Raw genomic sequence first — 17,173 nt, 5'->3', positions numbered from 1 at the left:
CAGAGCGGGAGGTGGTCCACCGGTCGCATCGCTCATTGCTTCCTCGGCACGGTGATGTGGACTTCGGTGCCACGACCGGGCGCCGACTCTATCCGGCTCACTCCGCCGACCAGGGCGAGCTGCCGGCCGAGGATCTCGGCGATGCCGAACCCGGATGGAGTTGTCGACATGTCGAAGCCTGGGCCATTGTCACGAACAGTCACCACGACCTTGGTGTCGTCCGCGTGGGCGGTGACGTCGATGGCCGCGCCCGGCGCGTGCTGTTCTACGTTGGATAATGCGGTATCCAGAGCACGATGCAAGTGGTCTAGCACGTCCTCCGGCAGTTCGATCGAGGGCTCGAGGTCGATGGCGGCCTGCACGGTGGGACGCGGCCGAAGGTCCAGCACTGCCTGGATCCGGTCTCTCACGCGCAACGGGTGCTGCGTGCCGTCGACAAACGAACGCATATGTCCATACGCATGGCCGGCCTGCGCAACCATCGCCAGCCGTGCGTCGAGGTCTGCGTCTGCGAACCTGTCCAGCCGCAAATACGGTAGGAGATCGTGGACGATGGCCCTGCTCCGGTCGCGTTCCAGCTCGGCCACCTGCGCTTTGGCGCTGTCGGCCGTATCGGCAAGCCGCCGCATGTAGCTCATGAACAGGTACGACACCATCGCGAACCCTGGATAGGCCAGCGCGTTGGCGATCGAGGTGCCCTGCCCCGCGGGGGCGCCCCTCAACGGCAATGCAACGACCCCGGCGTAGGTCGCCGCGATAAGCACCGACGTGACGAGCGCGTGTTGCCAGCGAGTCAAAGCTGCACCGATCAGGACCGTGGTGGAGAGCGTCACCGGGTAGGACCACATCACCCAGACGTTCGTGCGGTCTTCGGGAGCGACGTAGATCAGTGATGAGCAGAGCACGAGCAGGGCGACACCGAAATCCGCGGCGGCCGGCCACTGCAATGGCCGTACGGATCGGCGCCGCACCAACCAGGAACAGAGCGTGAGAGATTCGATGAGCACGAGGCTGAGGACGGCGAGATCAACTCCGGGTGCGGTCGATGTTCGCAGGGAGCCGCTGCTCATGGCGACCGCTGCCTGCGCCAGATCGAAGGCTCGGATGCCGGCGAATCCCCAGACGATGGTCATTTCCACGCCCGCCCTCGTTTCGGCGAGGCGTGAGATCGACAGCGACGTCATGCCGTCCACCATGCGGAAGACCACGAGATCAACAACCGGCAAATACCGTGTTTTCCCGGTGGAAACCGAGGTGCGCAAAGCAGATGCTTGTCGAACATTCCCATCACCATCCAGATCCGCGAAAGGATCGCTATGAACACCACTATCGGGACAGCCGCTCCTCCTGTTACGTGCGGCCGACGGCGAGTGCGAAGTCTGTTACTGATCGGCGCCGCCCTGGCGGGCACGTTCCTGCCGATCGTCGCCGCGCCGGCGTCGGCGGCCACCGTCCTGGGCGGCGTGGACATGCAGGCGGCGTGCAACAACCAGTACCCCGGCCAGGGGCGGCTGGCGAAGATCAGAACCATGAACGTCTACGGCTGGAAATGCGTGTCCGGCGCGGTCCCGGTCGCGGACGGCGACATCGACGTGTGGAAACAATGCCGTACGCAGTACAACAGGGCGAATGCCTACGGCGGCTTCAGGAGCTACTCCGATCCGTACAGCTGGTACTGCTCCTACTGACCTCGTCGTCCATCGAACGAACCTGCTTCGTCTCTTCTCCCGCGAAGACGGTGACTCCCCGATGCGGTCTAAATCTGCAGGCGCATGCTCGATGGGCTCATTCGGAATTATTGTGTATCGAGAGGTGAGAGCGATGTCCTTATTCAGCAAGCGCAAGGTGGATCAGCCGCAGGCGGTCAGTGTCAACGCCATGCAGGCAGTGGAATCGGACTTCACCGAGAGGTTCAAGGCGTGGTTGAGCGCTGTCGAGCGAGCCCAGGACAAATTGGATGCGGACGCTCTGACCCCCGATATCCTTTCCAGTGCCGAGGCGATTCCCGTGCCGCAAGCGGGTGCCGGGCTGCTGAACCGCACGCAGCAGATCTACATCTGGTCATATGCGCGCAGTTTCACTGAACGGATGCTGGAGAACAAGATGATCGAGGCTTCGGCGGCCGCGTATCGACTGGAGGAGTCAGGAGCCGATGCCACGCGTGCGCGCCGGGCGGCCGACTACTGGACCAGCGTGGCAGCCCATGTGGCGCAGTCGTTGGCCTGACGGGAGTCAGTCGCCGAACGGGACTGTAAGACGATCGACCGGCTGCCTCCCCCGGCGACCCGCATCGGCACGAGACGGCGTATCAACTAGTGCGTCTCCGCTGCGAAGAGTTTGTCGACCAGTTAGCGACCGGTATGCCCGTCGTCGGGTCCCCTGCAACGCCTTTTGCTAAGTGCACTCAACATCCCGGCTGTTGGTCGCCGACTATGTCGTCGTGACTGGGGTCGTTGGTGACGTCTGTGCCGGGGAACTACACCGTTGCGGGTCAACGCCGGGTTGGCCTCACCCGGTGTGGAGGTCGTTGTGGCATGGGGGGAGCAGTGCGGCAGCAAGTCGTGGCGAGTGCGGTATCGGCAGCTGGGCTCCGGCGTTCATTCGGTCTCGGGGTTTGGCTCGCGGCGTGATGCTGCGGCTTACGCCGCGGGTTGGAGGTGGATCGGCGTCGGCGGGTGTGGATCGATCCGGCCGACAGCGCGGTCACGGTGGCCGAGCGGGGTGGCGCGGTGGTTCCGCTCGATGGATCTGGATCCGCGGACGATCGAGAGCTACCGCAGCCGGCTGCGGTGTCACATCCTGCCAAAGTTCGGCCACCTGCCGCTGGGTACGATCACGGCGCTGGGGTGACCGAGTGGGCTCGGGAGCTGGAGCGAGCCGGGTACGCCCCGGCGACGGTGAGCTCGCAGCTCAACCTGCTGTCGATGCTGTTGACCGACGCGGCCGATGATCGGCTGATCCCGTTCAATCCGGTGCGCTGGCGGAGGCGCCGGGGCCGGCGATCACGACGCGCCGTGCCGGAGCGGATCTGGGCGACGCCGGAGCAGGCGGTGCGGATCGCCGAGCGAGCCGGTCTGCTCGGCGGGCCGATCGCGCGGCTGCTGATCATCACGGCAGCTTGGACCGGCTGCCGGTGGGGCGAGCTGGCCGGCCTGCACCGGGACAATGTCGATCTCCGACGTGGTCAGCTGGTGATCGATCCGCTGGTGGGTGCGTTGCACGAGTCGGGGTCGATGCGGTGGCTCGGGCCGCCGAAGACCCGAGCCTTCGCGCGGACGATCGCGCTGCCGCCGTTCCTGGTCGCGCTGCTGCACGAGCACCTCGCGCGGCACCGGAGTGAGTTCGTGTTCACCACGCCGAGCGGGACGTGGCTGTGGCGCTCGACGTTCTTGCGGCGGGTCTTCCGTCCCGCGGTCGACGGCAGCGACGCGTCCGAGACGAAGGCGGCCTGCGCGGCGGTTCGGCCCGGGTTGACCTTCCACGGGCTGCGGCACAGCCACAAGACCTGGCTGATCGCCGGCGGCGCGCCGGAGATCGCCCAGGCCCGCAGGCTCGGGCACCACCTGGACAACCGGGTCATCGAGACCTACTCCCACGTCGCTCCGGAGGTCGAGCAGCGGCTGCTCGACGATCTCGAGCGCCGCTGGCAGACGACGGCGCCACTACCGCCGACGCCGTCACCGAGTGTGGCCGACGGTGGGCGGGTGGCGCCGGTTGTCCCCCTCTTCGCCACGGTGGGGGTCACCCGACGGCCGGACCCGGGAGCAGCGGGAACACCGCGCCGACGCAGGAACGGGGGTGGGGCAGTGCTCCAGTTCTGCCCCACCAGGAGCACAAGATCACGCCGCACAACGATCACCGAAGATCGAAGCCGGAACGCAGAAAACCCCTCCGACCAGCCCGGGAGGCTGAAACGAAGGGGTTCGTTGCGATGTGGAGCTAAGGGGACTCGAACCCCTGACCCCCTCACTGCCAGTGAGGTGCGCTACCAGCTGCGCCATAGCCCCGAGGCGAAGGTGAACTCCGCATCTCGTATGCCCATACATTACACCCCGCCCAGGCCCCCTCCACGCGGGGGTCCCCGCAACCCCTCGAAGTGATCCACAACCCCCTGACCAGCACGTTCACACCTTATTTTTAGTCCTGTATTGACGTCTCACTGTGGCCGCCGTTACATTTTGCGCGGTTGTGACGCCGAGGTCCCCGCCCGTTACGCCGCGTCTTCAAACCGGGCACACCTCTCGATGACGCCGCGTACGCGGCAGAGGAGGCTTCGATGACGAGACGGCGGGTGATGACGCTGCTCGCGGCAGCGTCGGTCCTGGTGGGAAGCATGACGACGGCGGCCGAAGCCGCCGTGACCCCGGATGGGTGGTACACCGTCGCCGCCGGGAGCAGTGGGAAGTGTGTTGATGCCCGGGCCGCGGGGACGGCCGATGGGACCGTTGTCCAGCAGTACACCTGCAACCAGACCGCCTTGCAGCAGTGGCAGTTCCAGTCCACCGGGGACGGTTACTTCCGGATCAACGCCCGCGCCAACCCGGCCGCCGCCTGGGATGTCACGGATGTCTCGACCGCCGACGGTGGCCTGCTCCAGCTCTGGACCTACTCGAGCGGCGCCAACCAGCAGTGGCAAGCCGTCGACGAAGGGAACAACCGGTACCACTTCGTCAGCCGCAACAGCGGGAAGTGCCTCGACGTACCCGGCGCCTCCGCCGCCGATTCCGTGCAGCTCCAGCAGTACACCTGCAACGGCACCGCCGCCCAGTCCTTCATGCTGAGCCCCGTGAACACGAGCCAGCCCGACTTCGGCCCGAACGTGGTGATCTTCGACCCGTCCATGCCGAGCTCGACCATCCAGAGCCGGCTCAACAGCATCTTCAGCCAGCAGGAACGCAACCAGTTCGGCAGCCAGCGCTACGCCGTCATGTTCAAGCCCGGCACCTACGCCAACGACGTCAACGTCGGCTTCTACACGCAGGTGCTGGGTCTCGGCCTGAGCCCCGACGCCGTCACGATCAACGGCGCCGTGCACGTCGAGGCCGACTGGTTCCCGCCGCAGAACGCCACGCAGAACTTCTGGCGCGGCGCGGAGAACCTGTCCGTGAACCCGAACGGGGGCGCCGACCGGTGGGCGGTCAGCCAGGCCGCGCCCTACCGCCGCATGCACGTCCGCGGTGACCTGCAGCTCGACGACGGCGGCTGGGCCAGCGGCGGCTGGATCTCCGACACGAAGATCGACGGCCAGGTCCGCTCCGGCTCGCAGCAGCAGTGGATCTCCCGCAACTCGCAGTTCGGCAGCTGGAACGGCTCGAACTGGAACATGGTCTTCGCCGGGGTCCAGGGCGCGCCCGCCAACACCTTCCCGACGCCGCCCTACACCACCGTCGGCCAGACGCCGGTCGTGCGCGAAAAGCCCTTCCTCTACGTCGACGGCGCCGGTAACTACCAGGTGTTCGTCCCGGGCGTGAAGACCAACGCGTCCGGCACGACCTGGGCGAACGGCACCGCGCCGGGCACGTCGGTCCCGATCGGCCAGTTCTACATCGCCAAGCCCGGTGCCACCGCCGCGGACATGAACGCCGCGCTCGCCGCCGGCAAGAACCTGCTGGTCACCCCCGGGGTCTACCACCTGAACCAGACGCTGCGCGTCACCCGTCCGGACACCGTCGTGCTCGGCCTCGGCATCGCCACGCTGATCCCGGACAACGGCATCACCGCGATGACCGTCGACGACGTCGACGGCGTCAAGGTCGCCGGCCTGCTCATCGACGCCGGCACGACCAGTTCGAACACGCTGATGCAGGTCGGCCCGGCCGGCTCGGCCGCGAACCACGCGGCGAACCCGACGTCGCTGCACGACGTCTTCTTCCGCATCGGTGGCGCCGCCGTCGGCAAGGCGACGAACAGCCTGGTCGTCAACAGCAGCAACGTCATCGGCGACCACATGTGGATCTGGCGCGCCGACCACGCCGAGCGCAACGAGTACGTCGGCTGGACCACCAACACCGCCGACACCGGCCTCATCGTCAACGGCGACGACGTCACGATGTACGGCCTCTTCGTCGAGCACTACCAGAAGACGCAGGTGGTCTGGAACGGCGACGGCGGCCGGACCTACTTCTTCCAGAACGAAATGCCCTACGACGTGCCGAACCAGGCGAGCTGGATGAACGGCTCGACGCCGGGCTTCTCCGCCTACAAGGTCGGTCCGAACGTCACCAGCCACGAAGCCTGGGGCCTGGGCAGCTACTGCTACTTCAGCACCAACCCGTCCGTCGCCAGCGCGCACGCGTACGAGGCGCCGAACACCCCGGGTGTCCGGTTCCACGACATGGTGACCGTCTCGCTCAACTACCAGGGCACGATCACGCACGTGATCAACAACACCGGCCCGGCGACGCCGTCCGGGACCAAGGCCGTCAACCTGGTGAGCTACCCCTGAGCACCGGCGTGCGCCGTGGTGGCGGCCGCGGCGCACGCCGGTCCTTTACCGCTACCCCCGAACGGGGTGTTCCGGGAGCCGGACGGGGTAACCGTCGCGATACTGAGGTCCCCAACCGATCCGGGAGCGGCAGATGACCTCTTTCGCAGCGTTCACCGTCGTCGAACCCCGCAAAGCCTGGCCGCTGGTCGCCGTCCGCGGTGTGCTCGCCGTGCTCTTCGGGCTCTTCGCCCTGATCTGGCCCGGCGCCACCGTGCTCGTCCTGGCGATCCTCTACGGCGTGTACGCGATCGTCGACGGCGTCGGCGGCCTGTTGCAGGCGTTCCGGCCGGGTGACACCGCCCACCGCGTGGCCTACGGCGTCCTCGGCGCGCTCGGCATCGTCGCCGGGATCCTCGTCCTGGTCTGGCCCGGCATCACCGTCCTGCTGCTGGCCCTGCTGGTCGGCTTCTGGGCGATCATCACCGGCATCGCCGAGATCGCCGCGGCGATCCGGTTGCGCAAGCAGATCCGCGGCGAGGCGTTCCTCATCGCGGCCGGCGCGATCTCCGTCCTCGCCGGTGTCCTCATCGTGATCAACCCGATCGCCGGCGCGTACGGCATCGCGCTGCTCGTCGGCATCTACGCCCTCATCTACGGCATCGTGCTGCTGGTACTGGCCTTCCGGCTGCGCAAGCTGGGAACGGGAGACGCGCGAACTGAGTAACGTGCGGGAGTGTCGACCCGCGAACTGGTGGTGCTGGGCACCGCGAGCCAGGTACCCACGCGCCACCGCAACCAGAACGGTTACCTCCTGCGCTGGGACGGCGAGGGCATCCTCTTCGACCCCGGCGAAGGCACCCAGCGGCAGATGCTGCGGGCCGGCGTGGCCGCCACGGACATCACGCGGATCTGCGTCACGCACTTCCACGGCGACCACAGCCTCGGCCTGCCCGGCGTGATCCAGCGGCTGTCGCTGGACAAGGTCGGCCACCCGGTCGACGCCCACTTCCCGGCGTCCGGCGCGCACTACTTCGAACGCATGCGGCACGCGACAGCCTTCTACGAGCAGGCCGACCTGCGGGAACACCCGATCGCCGGTGACGGCCCGATCGCGACCGGCAAGCTCACCCTCGAGGCCAGGCGCCTCAGCCATCCCGTCGAGGCGTTCGGCTACCGGCTGACCGAGCCCGACGGCCGCACCATGCTCCCCGAGCGGCTGCGCGAGCACGGCATCGCGGGTCCGGACGTCGGCCGGCTGCAGCGGGAGGGCCACCTCCGCGGCGTGAGCCTCGAGGACGTCAGCACGCCGAGGCACGGTCAGCGGTTCGCGTTCGTGATGGACACCCGCCTGTGCGACGCGGTGTACGCCCTCAGCGAAAACGCGGACATGCTCGTGATCGAGTCGACGTTCCTGGCCGAGGACACTTCCCTGGCGGAAGACTTCGGCCACCTGACCGCGCGGCAGGCGGCGCGCGTCGCCGCCGAGTCCGGTGTCCGGCAGCTCGTCCTGACGCACTTCTCGCAGCGCTACCCCGATCCGGAGCGCTTCGCGGCGGAGGCGCGAGCCGAGTTCGACGGCGAGATCGTCGTGGCGCAGGACCTGGAGCGGGTCCAGGTGCCGAAACGGCGGTCTTTCCCAACGGTGTGAGAAGCGCCGTAGGCTGCATCTCGTGAGCCAGCCGATCCTGATGACCGTCGACGACGATCCCGCCGTGTCCCGCTCGGTCGCCCGTGACCTGCGCCGGCGCTACGGGAAGGACTACCGCGTCATCCGCGCCGACTCCGGCCCGGACGCCCTCGACGCGCTGCGCGAGATCAAGCTGCGCGGCGACGCCGTCGCGGCGATCCTCGCCGACTACCGGATGCCGCAGATGGACGGGATCGCCTTCCTCGAGAAGGCGATGGACCTGTTCCCGCACGCCCGCCGCGCCCTGCTGACCGCCTACGCCGACACCGACGCCGCGATCCAGGCGATCAACGTCGTCGACGTCGACCACTACCTGCTCAAGCCGTGGGACCCGCCGGAGGAGAAGCTCTACCCGGTGATCGACGCGCTGGTCGAGACCTGGAAGGCGGTCGGCGACAAGCCCGTCGAAGAGGTCAAGCTCATCGGCCACCGCTACAACTCGCCCTCGTTCCACCTGCGGGACTTCCTCGCGCGCAACGCGGTCCCGTACCGCTGGTACTCGGTCGACGACGACGAGGGCTGCCGGATCCTGCAGGCCGCGGAGGCGACCGACAAGGACATCCCGGTGGTCGTCACGCCGGACGGCACCGTCCTCAAGAACCCGACCGGCAGCGAGATCGCCGACGCGGTCGGTTTGTCGACCCGGCCGGCCCAGGAGTTCTACGACCTCGTGGTGATCGGCGGCGGCCCGGCCGGCCTCGGCGCCGCGGTGTACGGCGCCTCCGAAGGCCTGCGCACGGTGCTCGTCGAGAAGAAGGCCACCGGCGGCCAGGCCGGCACCAGCTCGCGCATCGAGAACTACCTCGGCTTCCCCGACGGTGTCTCGGGCGCGCAGCTGACCGACCGCGCGCGGCGCCAGGCCCAGAAGTTCGGCGCCGAGGTGCTGACCGCCCGCGACGTCGTCGGCCTGGAGGCCCGCGGTTCGCAGCGGGTGATCACCTTCGGCGACGGCAGCGAGATCGCCGCGCACTCGGTGATCCTCGCCAGCGGCGTCAACTACCGCGCCCTGGAGGCCGGCGGCATCGAGGAGCTCACCGGCCGCGGCGTCTACTACGGCTCGGCCGCGACCGAAGCACCCGAGTGCAAGGGCGAGCACGTCTACATCGTCGGCGGCGCCAACTCCGCCGGGCAGGCCGCGGTGTTCTTCTCCCGGCACGCCAGCGACGTCACGATCCTGGTGCGCGGTGCGTCGCTGGAGTCCTCGATGTCGCACTACCTGATCGAGCAGATCGCCGGGATCGAAAACATCCACGTCCGCACGCACACCACCGTCAAGGAGGTGCACGGCGACGGCCACCTCGAGCGGCTCACGCTGTGCGAGAACGGCGTCACCGAGACGGTCGAGTCCGGGCACCTGTTCATCTTCATCGGCGCCGCCCCGCGCACCGACTGGCTCGGCGACGCCATCCACCGCGACGAGCACGGCTTCGTGTGCACCGGGCCGGACCTCCTGAGCGCCGGGCAGCGGCCGGCCGGCTGGTCGCTCGACCGTGATCCGCACTACCTCGAGTCGTCCATCCCGGGCGTGTTCGTGGCCGGTGACGTGCGGTCGCAGTCGGTCAAGCGGGTGGCCTCCGCGGTCGGCGAGGGCGCGATGGCCGTGACGCTGGTACACCGGTACCTGGAGGAACAATGAGCGCACTGCCGCGGGAAGAGCTTCGCGGGCTCTTCCTTTTCGAACACCTTTCCGAGGCGCAGCTCGACTGGGTCGCCGCCAACGCCGTGCTCGAGGAGTACGAGGGCGACTCGACGATCATCAGCGAGGGCGGCGAGGCGACCTGCTTCTACGTCCTGCTCGGCGGCGCCATCCGGATGACGCGCCTGGTCAGCGGCACCGAGGTGGAGACCAACCGATCCGACCAGCGCGGCGCCTACTTCGGCGCAACGCAGTTCTTCGTGCACCAGGACACCGATCACAACTACGGCGCGACGGTGCGCGCGTTGTCCGACGTCACGCTGCTCGCGCTGCCGTCGAAAGAGTTCTCCGTCGAGTTCCGCAGGTGGTTCCCGATGGCGACGCACCTGCTGGAGGGCATGTACCTCGGCTGGCGCAACAGCGACACGGTGATCGGCTCCCGCCGGCGTCTGCTGGCGCTGGGCGAGCTCTCGGCCGGTCTGACGCACGAGCTGAACAACCCGGCCGCGGCCGCCGTCCGGGCGACGTCCGCCCTGCGTGAACGTGTCGCCGGGATGCGGCACAAGCTCGCCTTCCTGGCCAAGAAGGACATCGACCCGGAGCTGCTCTACCAGCTCATCGACGTCCAGGAACGCCTGGTCAAGCAGGTTGTGCAGGCCGAGAAGCTGACCGCGATGCAGCAGGCCGACCGCGAGGACGAGATCGGCGACTGGTTCGACGAACGCGGCATCGACGGCGGCTGGGACCTCGCCGACATCTACGTCCGCGCCGGGCTGACCACGGTCGACCTGGACAACGTCCTCGAGCAGGTCGGCGACACCTTCATCGAAGGCGCCGTCCGCTGGCTCGCCTACGCGCTCGAGACCGAGATGCTGATGGGTGAGATCGAGGACTCCACGACCCGGATCTCCGCGCTGGTCGGCAAGGCCAAGCAGTACTCGCAGATGGACCGGGCGCCGCACCAGTGGGTCGACGTCCACGACGGCCTCGACTCCACGCTCGTGATGCTGTCGGGCAAGATCGGCGGCGGCATCCGCGTCGTCAAGGAGTACGACCGCGGCCTGCCGAAGATCCCGGCGTACCCGGCCGAGCTGAACCAGGTCTGGACGAACATCATCGACAACGCCCTGGGCGCGATGAAGGGCGAGGGCACGTTGACGCTGCGGACGTGGCGCGTCGACGACCAGATCCGCGTCGAGGTCGGCGACACCGGCCCGGGCATCCCGGCGGACATCAAGCCGCGGATCTTCGAGCCGTTCTTCACGACCAAGCCGGTCGGCGAGGGCACCGGGCTGGGCCTGGACATCTCGTGGAAGATCGTCGTCGAACGGCACCAGGGCGACCTGCGCGTCGAATCCGAGCCGGGGAACACCCGGTTCGAGGTCTGCCTGCCGACGGTCGAGCAGGCCTCGCTCTGATGGCTTCCGTCCCGACGGTCACGACCGAACTCGGGGCGCTGGTCGGGCTGGCGGGTGACGGCGTCCGCGTCTGGCGCGGGATCCCGTACGCCCGCCCGCCGGTCGGCGAGCTGCGGTGGAAGGCGCCGCGGCCGCCGTCGCTGTCCGGTGGCGTGCACGTGGCGACCGAGTACGGGCCGCACGCGATGCAGTCGCCGGACCCGATGAACCCGGCCGCCGTGTGCGACGAGGACTGCCTGTACCTCAACGTCTGCACCCCCGAGGGGCCCGCGCCCGACGGCGGCCGGCCGGTGCTGTTCTGGCTGCACGGCGGCGGCTACCGCGTCGGCCACGGCGAGCACCTGGGCGACGGCGAGGAGTTCGCGCGCGCCGGGATCGTCGTGGTCACAATCAACTACCGGCTCGGCTCGCTCGGCTTCCTGCACCTCGCCGGGATCTTCGGCGAGTCCGAAGTGGACGCCGGTGTCTGCGGTTTCCTCGACCAGGTCGAGGCCTTGAAGTGGGTGCGCCGCAACATCTCCGCGTTCGGCGGGGATCCCGCGCGGATCACCGTCTACGGCGTTTCGGCGGGCGCGAAGAGCGTCGGGAACCTGCTGGGCAGCCCGCTGGGTGCCGGGTTGTTCGCGCAGGCCATCAGCAGTTCCGGCGGCGCGGACCACGTGGCGACGCCGGAGGCCGGGACGGCGCTGGCGCGGCGGCTGCTGGACGAGGTGGGCTGCCAGGACATCGCCGCTTTGCGGGCGCTCCCGGCCAAGGAGTTCGTCGAAGCACAGGAACGGATCCTGAGCGGGTTCCAGGCGCTGTGGCTGTGGCGCCCGACGCTGCACCCGCGCGTGCTGCCCGAGGTGCCGATCGGGCCGATCCGGCGGGGGAGCGCGGCGGGGGTTCCGCTGCTGGTCGGCTGCAACAGCAACGAAGGCAGCACGTACGCGATGATGCTCGGCGACGACGTCGCCACCGCTCCGGCTTCCGGTGTGCTCACGAGCATCCTCGGCGACGAAGGTGCGTCACAGCTTCTCGAGACGTACCTTCGGCGCGTTCCCGACCTCAAGGCCGCCCGGATCGCCGCGATGGGCGACGAGCGGTACGGCATCCCGACGCAGCGGCTCGCCGACGCTCAGTCCGCGCACGCTCCCGTTTACCGCTACCGGATCGACATCGCCGCGCCCGGGGTGCCCGAGCAGCTCGACGGCGGCCACGGCACCGAGACCACGATGGCGTGGAAGGTCCCGCTTCCCTTGGCCGCGCAGGGGACCGCCGTGAATCCGGCGCGCGAGCGGGCGGCCCTGCTCATCCACCGCGCCTGGGTGCGGTTCATCCGGGACGGCGTCGCCGACGCGGACGGCCCCGAATGGCCGCCCTACGGCCCCGAACTCCGGCCGGTGCTGGTTTTCCGGGAAGACACCGATCTGGTGCTCGATCCACGGTCCGACGAGCGAAAAGCCTGGGGCGACACGGAATAGGCGTCCGGGACCTGGTTCCCGGTGACCTGAGACCGTTCCTTCACCCGCCGTTCACTTCGAACCGGCTCGCTCCCGCGTCCAATGAGCGAAAGCCCGTCGAGGGGAGTGGATCGGTGAAACGCCGGGTGTCGATCGGACTGGCCGTGGTGCTGGTGCTGGCCGTCGTGGGGGTGATCATCTGGGGCCGCGGCGGCGACAGCGCGGCAGGCTCCACGACGACGGTCCGCGGGGTGATCGGTTCGGAGAAGCAGGCCTTCTTCACCGACCAGCGCGTCGTCGGCGCCTTCGCCCGCCACGGCTTGAAGGTCGAAGTGGACACCGCGGGATCGCGGCAGATCGCGACCACCGTCGACCTCGGGAAGTACGCGTTCGCGTTCCCGTCGTCGTCGCCCGCGGCGCAGAAGATCCAGCGCGACCGCAAGGTGACCACCGTGTACACGCCGTTCCAGTCGCCGATGGCCGTCGCCTCGTTCGAGCCGATCGTTTCCTTGCTGCGGGCCGGTGGGGTCGTGCACAAGGGAGCCGGCGACTACGACGTCCTCGACATCGCGAAGTACCTCGACCTGGCGAAGGCCGGCACGCGCTGGGACCAGCTGCCGGGCAACACCGCCTACCCGGCGCGCAAGAACGTCCTGGTCACCACGACCGACCCGCGCGAGTCGAACTCCGCGGCGATGTACCTGTCGATCGTTTCCTTCGTGGCCAACGGGAACGCCGTCGTCAGCACGCCCGACCAGGAGGCGAAGGTGCTGCCTTCGGTGGCGAAGCTGTTCCTCGTCCAGGGGTACACGCAGAACAGCACCGAAGGGCCGTTCGAGGACTACCTCTCGGCCGGCATGGGCAAGACGCCGCTGGCGCTGATCTACGAGTCGCAGTTCGTCGGCCGCGTGCTGAGCGGCGACGGCTCGATCCGGCCGGACATGCGGATGCTCTACACCGCGCCGACGGTGTACTCGAAGCACACGCTGGTGCCGCTGACCGGTGACGGCGACAAGGTCGGGCAGCTCCTCGCGACCGACCCCGAACTGGGCAAGCTCGCCGCGACCTTCGGCTTCCGCACGACCGACCCGAAGCTGTTCGCCGAGGTCGCCGCGCCGGCCCACCCGCCGGCCGATCTCGTGGACGCCGTCGAGCCGCCGTCGTTCGAAACCCTGGAACGGCTGCTCGACGCCGTCGGGAAGCAGTACTGACATGGACTTCGCGCTCACCCCGCCCGAGCCGGTCACCGCGATTCCTTCCGAGCGCGCCGCCGGGTTGATCACCCTCAGCGAGGACACGCGGTCGGAAGTCGCCGTTCGCGCTTCGGAGTTCGCGTCCCGGCTCGAAGCCCTCGACGTCCGGTCGCCGGAGTTCACCGACCTCCTCGACGAGCTGCTGACCGTCGGCGAGGCCGACATGCGCGCGGCGGCCGGGGTCGCCGGAACGATGCTCGACCGGTCCTTGCGCAGCGCGGCGTCGCCCCAGGACGGGGTGACGACGAGCCTCGCGAGCCTGCGCCGGACGGTCGCCGAGCTGGACCCGGCGAAGCTGCCGCTCACCGGCCGGAAACTGCTGGGGATGTTCCCGGCCGCAGCCGGCGCGAAGCGGGCGCTGGACCGCTACCGCGCGGCGAACGAGCCGGTCAACGCCCTGGTCGTCGACCTGCGCGGCCGCCAGGACGTCCTGCGCCGCGACAACGCCTCGATCAAGGGCGAGCGCGAGCGGCTGTGGAAGGTCATGGGGAAGCTCGCCGAGGCGGCCGCTCTCGCCGAAGCCGTCGACGGCGCGATCGAGGCACAGGCCGGCGTCTTCGACCTGACGGATCCCGCGCGCGCGAACGCGTTGCGCGCGGACGTGCTGTACCCGATCCGGCAACGGCACCAGGACCTGCTGACCCAGCTCGCCGTCAGCGCGCAGGGCTACCTCGCGCTGGACCTGGTGCGCAAGAACAACGACGAGCTGATCCGCGGTGTCGAACGGGCGGTGTCGACGACCGTTGCCGCCCTGCGCGTCGCGTTGCTGGTCAGCGGGGCGCTGGCGAGCCAGCGGGACGTCCTCGACGAGGTCGCGGCCCTGCGGGCGACCACCGACGGGCTGATCCGCGCGAACACCGAGCTGCTGGACCTGCAGTCCGCGGAGATCCGCCGGGCGAGCAGCGACCCGGCCGTCGCGACCGAGACGATCCGGCAGTCCTTCGACCGGATCTACGCCTCGATCGACGCGATCGACGGGTTCCGCGCCGACGCCGTCGCCGCGATGGCCACGACCGTCGAGTCGCTGTCCGGCGAGATCCGCCGCGCCGAAGATCACCTGCGGCGTTCGCACGAGGGGGAAGCATGATCAGGAAGGTGCTGGTGCTCTTTTTGGGCGCCGCGTTGCTGGCGGGGTGTTCCGACTCTTCGTCCGCGCCGCTGGGGGGGGCCCGAGCCGGGGACCTTGCGGATCCTCGCGGGCAGCGAGCTGGCGGACATGCAGCCGGTGCTCGACGAAGCCGCGCAAGCCACCGGCGTGAAGGTGAAGTTCACCTTCACCGGGACCTTGGAAGGCGCCGAAGCGCTGGCGAACGGCAGCGTCGACGGCAAGTACGACGCCGTGTGGTTCTCGTCGAACCGGTATCCCGCCGGCATTCCCGAAGCGGCGAAACGGCTCGGGAACCAGGTCAAGATCATGAGCTCGCCGGTGGTGCTGGGCCTGGCCACGCCGGTGGTGCAGCGGCTGGGCTGGGCCGGCAAGCCGGTCAGCTGGGGCGAGATCGCCGCGCAGGCCGGGAAGAAGGCGTTCAGCTACGGGATGACGGACCCGTCGGCGTCGAACTCCGGGTTCTCGGCGCTGGTCGGGGTCGCGTCGGCGCTGGCGGGCGCGGGCAACGCGATCGACGCCCGGCAGATCGCTTCGGTCACCCCGCAGCTGACGCAGTTCTTCAGCGCCCAAACGCTTTCGGCGGGCTCTTCGGGCTGGTTGTCGGACGCGTACGTCCGGCGCGCGACCGGGCCGGACCCGGTCGACGGGCTGATCAACTACGAGTCCGTGCTGCTGTCCGCGAACGCGTCCGGGAAGCTGCCCCAGCCGCTCACCCTGGTCTACCCGAGCGACGGAGTCGTCACCGCCGACTACCCGCTCACCCTGCTGGCCGACGCCGGTTCCGACGCACGCTCGGCCCACCAGCGGCTCGCGGACCACCTGCGGACGCCCGCGGTGCAGAAGCGGATCATGGAGACCACCCAGCGGCGGCCGGTCGTGGCCGGGGTCGCGCTGGGGACGCAGTTCGCGCAGCGCGACCTCGTCGAGCTGCCGTTCCCGGCGACGCAGCAGGCGGTGGACGCGTTGCTGTCGGCCTACTTCGACAAGCTCCGGCGTCCCTCGCGGACGCTGTACGTGCTCGACACGTCCGGGTCGATGGCGGGCGAGCGGATCGACTCCCTGCGGTCCGCGCTGGTGGGGCTGACCGGCGCGGACACCTCCTTGACCGGCCGGTTCCGGCGGTTCCGGAGCCGGGAGGAGGTGACGATGCTGCCGTTCAACACCGGGCCGGGGGCGCCGCGGACGTTCACCGTGCCGGAGGAGAACCCCGCGGCCGAGCTGGCGAACATCAAGACGTTCGCCGAAGGACTGGTCTCCCGGGGCGGAACGGCGATCTACGACAGCCTTTCCCGGGCGTACCAGGTGCTCGAGCCGCTGACCGCCGCGGATCCGGACCGGTTCACCTCCATCGTGCTGATGACCGACGGCGAGAACGCGAACGGCTCGTCGTTGCCGGACTTCCTGACGTCGCTGGCGTCGCTGCCGCCCGCGGTCAAACAGGTTCCGGTGTTCACGGTCCTGTTCGGCGAAGGCAGCAGCGACGAGCTGACCCAGGTCGCGACGCGGACCGGCGGCAAGGTGTTCGACGCGCGCAACGTCCAGCTGTCCCGGGTGTTCCAGGAGATTCGCGGGTACCAATGATGCTGCGTTGTCTGGGGTCGACCAAGAACCTCGCCGGCTGCGTCGGCGGCCTGCTCGGTGTCGGGCTGTACCTGACCGGGGTGGTCGGGTGGTTCTGGCCGTTCGTCGTGGTCGCGCTCTACACCGCCGGGGCCTTACTGGCGCCGGGGGAGAGGGTGCGGCTGGTGCCTGATGCGTCCGCCGGGTTGCGAGAGTCGCTGGACGCGCTCGCGGCCACGGTTTCCGCGCAGGCGTCCCGGCTGCCGGCGTCCTCTGTGGACACTGTGCACCGGATCGCCGAGGTGCTGCGCGACCTGCTTTCCCGGCCTGAGCGGCTCTCGGGTGATCCTGAGCTGCAGCACGCCGTCGTCCGGCTCGCGGGCACGGATTTGCCGCTGTCGCTGGAAACCTACCTCAACCTCCCGCGGTGGTTCGCGGCGCGGCGCACCGGCGCGGGCTCGGAATTGGTGACCCAGCTGGGTTTGCTGGAGGCGGAAGCGCACCGGGTGGCCGAGCGGTTCTACGCGACGGAGGTCGACCGGCAGGCCGATCACACGCGGTACCTGCGGGATCGGGAAACCTGAACCCCTGTGGGTGATGATGTTCGAACGCGCGTTCGAGTAGCGTGGTCGATGTCTCACC

The 17,173-nt window shown here is 69.1% G+C and carries 14 protein-coding genes, 1 tRNA gene and 2 pseudogenes; 14 read left to right on the top strand and 3 right to left on the bottom strand.

Translation table 11 applies throughout. The annotated features are described in order from the left end of the window. Nucleotides 1–32: 32 nt before the first annotated feature. Entirely contained in the window at nt 33–1,262 is a 1,230-nt protein-coding gene (locus tag AB0F52_RS25960) for an ATP-binding protein (protein WP_360176081.1), read from the bottom strand. 108 nt (nt 1,263–1,370) lie between these two features. Here AB0F52_RS25960 and AB0F52_RS25955 point away from each other — a divergent pair, with 108 nt between their 5' ends. The 3 genes from AB0F52_RS25955 to AB0F52_RS25945 all read left to right on the top strand — a co-directional run bounded on the left by AB0F52_RS25955 (nt 1,371) and on the right by AB0F52_RS25945 (nt 2,850). Next, on the top strand, nt 1,371–1,688 hold the full coding sequence (locus AB0F52_RS25955; protein ID WP_360176078.1) for a hypothetical protein: 318 nt from the start codon (nt 1,371–1,373) through the stop codon (nt 1,686–1,688). Nucleotides 1,689–1,821: 133 nt separating this feature from the next. Continuing rightward, nucleotides 1,822–2,226, top strand: coding sequence for a hypothetical protein (locus AB0F52_RS25950; RefSeq protein WP_360176075.1), 405 nt, complete (start codon nt 1,822–1,824; stop codon nt 2,224–2,226). 516 nt (nt 2,227–2,742) lie between these two features. Further along, nucleotides 2,743–2,850, top strand: a complete 108-nt coding sequence (locus tag AB0F52_RS25945; RefSeq protein ID WP_360176072.1) for a hypothetical protein — start codon at nt 2,743–2,745, stop codon at nt 2,848–2,850. Here the strand turns inward: AB0F52_RS25945 and AB0F52_RS25940 are convergent. Then, nucleotides 2,834–3,109: a hypothetical protein gene (locus AB0F52_RS25940; protein ID WP_360176757.1), complete on the bottom strand. Its 276-nt coding sequence runs from the start codon at nt 3,107–3,109 to the stop codon at nt 2,834–2,836. The genes AB0F52_RS25945 and AB0F52_RS25940 overlap by 17 nt on opposite strands. On the opposite strand from AB0F52_RS25940, the pseudogene AB0F52_RS25935 reads away from it, so the two are divergent. After that, nucleotides 3,015–3,545: pseudogene (locus AB0F52_RS25935) on the top strand (tyrosine-type recombinase/integrase); the annotation flags it as partial. The gene AB0F52_RS25940 and the pseudogene AB0F52_RS25935 sit on opposite strands and share 95 nt — an antisense overlap. A gap of 389 nt (nt 3,546–3,934) precedes the next feature. Here AB0F52_RS25935 and AB0F52_RS25930 read toward each other — a convergent pair. Then, nucleotides 3,935–4,007 (bottom strand) — tRNA-Ala (locus AB0F52_RS25930). Between the two features lie 269 nt (nt 4,008–4,276). Here AB0F52_RS25930 and AB0F52_RS25925 point away from each other — a divergent pair. The 10 genes and pseudogenes from AB0F52_RS25925 to AB0F52_RS25880 all read left to right on the top strand — a co-directional run bounded on the left by AB0F52_RS25925 (nt 4,277) and on the right by AB0F52_RS25880 (nt 17,115). Next, nucleotides 4,277–6,445, top strand: coding sequence for an RICIN domain-containing protein (locus tag AB0F52_RS25925; protein ID WP_360176069.1), 2,169 nt, complete (start codon nt 4,277–4,279; stop codon nt 6,443–6,445). Nucleotides 6,446–6,578: 133 nt separating this feature from the next. Further along, nucleotides 6,579–7,151: an HdeD family acid-resistance protein gene (locus tag AB0F52_RS25920; RefSeq protein ID WP_360176066.1), complete on the top strand. Its 573-nt coding sequence runs from the start codon at nt 6,579–6,581 to the stop codon at nt 7,149–7,151. Between the two features lie 9 nt (nt 7,152–7,160). After that, a complete protein-coding gene (locus tag AB0F52_RS25915; RefSeq protein WP_360176063.1) occupies nt 7,161–8,075 on the top strand; it encodes a ribonuclease Z in 915 nt (304 codons plus the stop codon). 22 nt (nt 8,076–8,097) lie between these two features. Beyond that, a complete protein-coding gene (locus AB0F52_RS25910) occupies nt 8,098–9,750 on the top strand; it encodes an FAD-dependent oxidoreductase (RefSeq protein WP_360176060.1) in 1,653 nt (550 codons plus the stop codon). Beyond that, nucleotides 9,747–11,168 (top strand): ATP-binding protein, encoded by a 1,422-nt coding sequence (locus tag AB0F52_RS25905; RefSeq protein ID WP_360176058.1) that lies wholly within the window; start codon nt 9,747–9,749, stop codon nt 11,166–11,168. Before AB0F52_RS25910 ends, AB0F52_RS25905 begins: the two co-directional genes overlap by 4 nt. Further along, complete coding sequence (locus AB0F52_RS25900) at nt 11,168–12,631, top strand: carboxylesterase family protein (RefSeq protein ID WP_360176055.1); 1,464 nt, start codon at nt 11,168–11,170, stop codon at nt 12,629–12,631. The genes AB0F52_RS25905 and AB0F52_RS25900 overlap by 1 nt, the downstream gene beginning before the upstream one ends. Before the next feature lie 113 nt (nt 12,632–12,744). Beyond that, the gene (locus AB0F52_RS25895; protein ID WP_360176052.1) at nt 12,745–13,821 is read left to right on the top strand and encodes a hypothetical protein; all 1,077 of its coding nucleotides are present in this window, start codon (nt 12,745–12,747) and stop codon (nt 13,819–13,821) included. A gap of 1 nt (nt 13,822) precedes the next feature. Then, entirely contained in the window at nt 13,823–14,950 is a 1,128-nt protein-coding gene (locus tag AB0F52_RS25890; protein WP_360176049.1) for a toxic anion resistance protein, read from the top strand. After that, a pseudogene (locus AB0F52_RS25885) lies at nt 14,950–16,552 on the top strand (VWA domain-containing protein). Before AB0F52_RS25890 ends, AB0F52_RS25885 begins: the two are co-directional and overlap by 1 nt. After that, complete coding sequence (locus AB0F52_RS25880; protein ID WP_360176046.1) at nt 16,549–17,115, top strand: hypothetical protein; 567 nt, start codon at nt 16,549–16,551, stop codon at nt 17,113–17,115. The pseudogene AB0F52_RS25885 and the gene AB0F52_RS25880 overlap by 4 nt, the downstream one beginning before the upstream one ends. The last annotated feature ends 58 nt before the right edge of the window (nt 17,116–17,173 follow it).

The sequence above is a fragment of the Amycolatopsis sp. NPDC024027 genome, from assembly GCF_040638975.1.
Taxonomy (GTDB): Bacteria; Actinomycetota; Actinomycetes; order Mycobacteriales; family Pseudonocardiaceae; genus Amycolatopsis.
The sequence above is the reverse complement of the archived record's forward strand: the minus strand, read 5'-3'. Positions and strand labels throughout refer to the sequence as shown.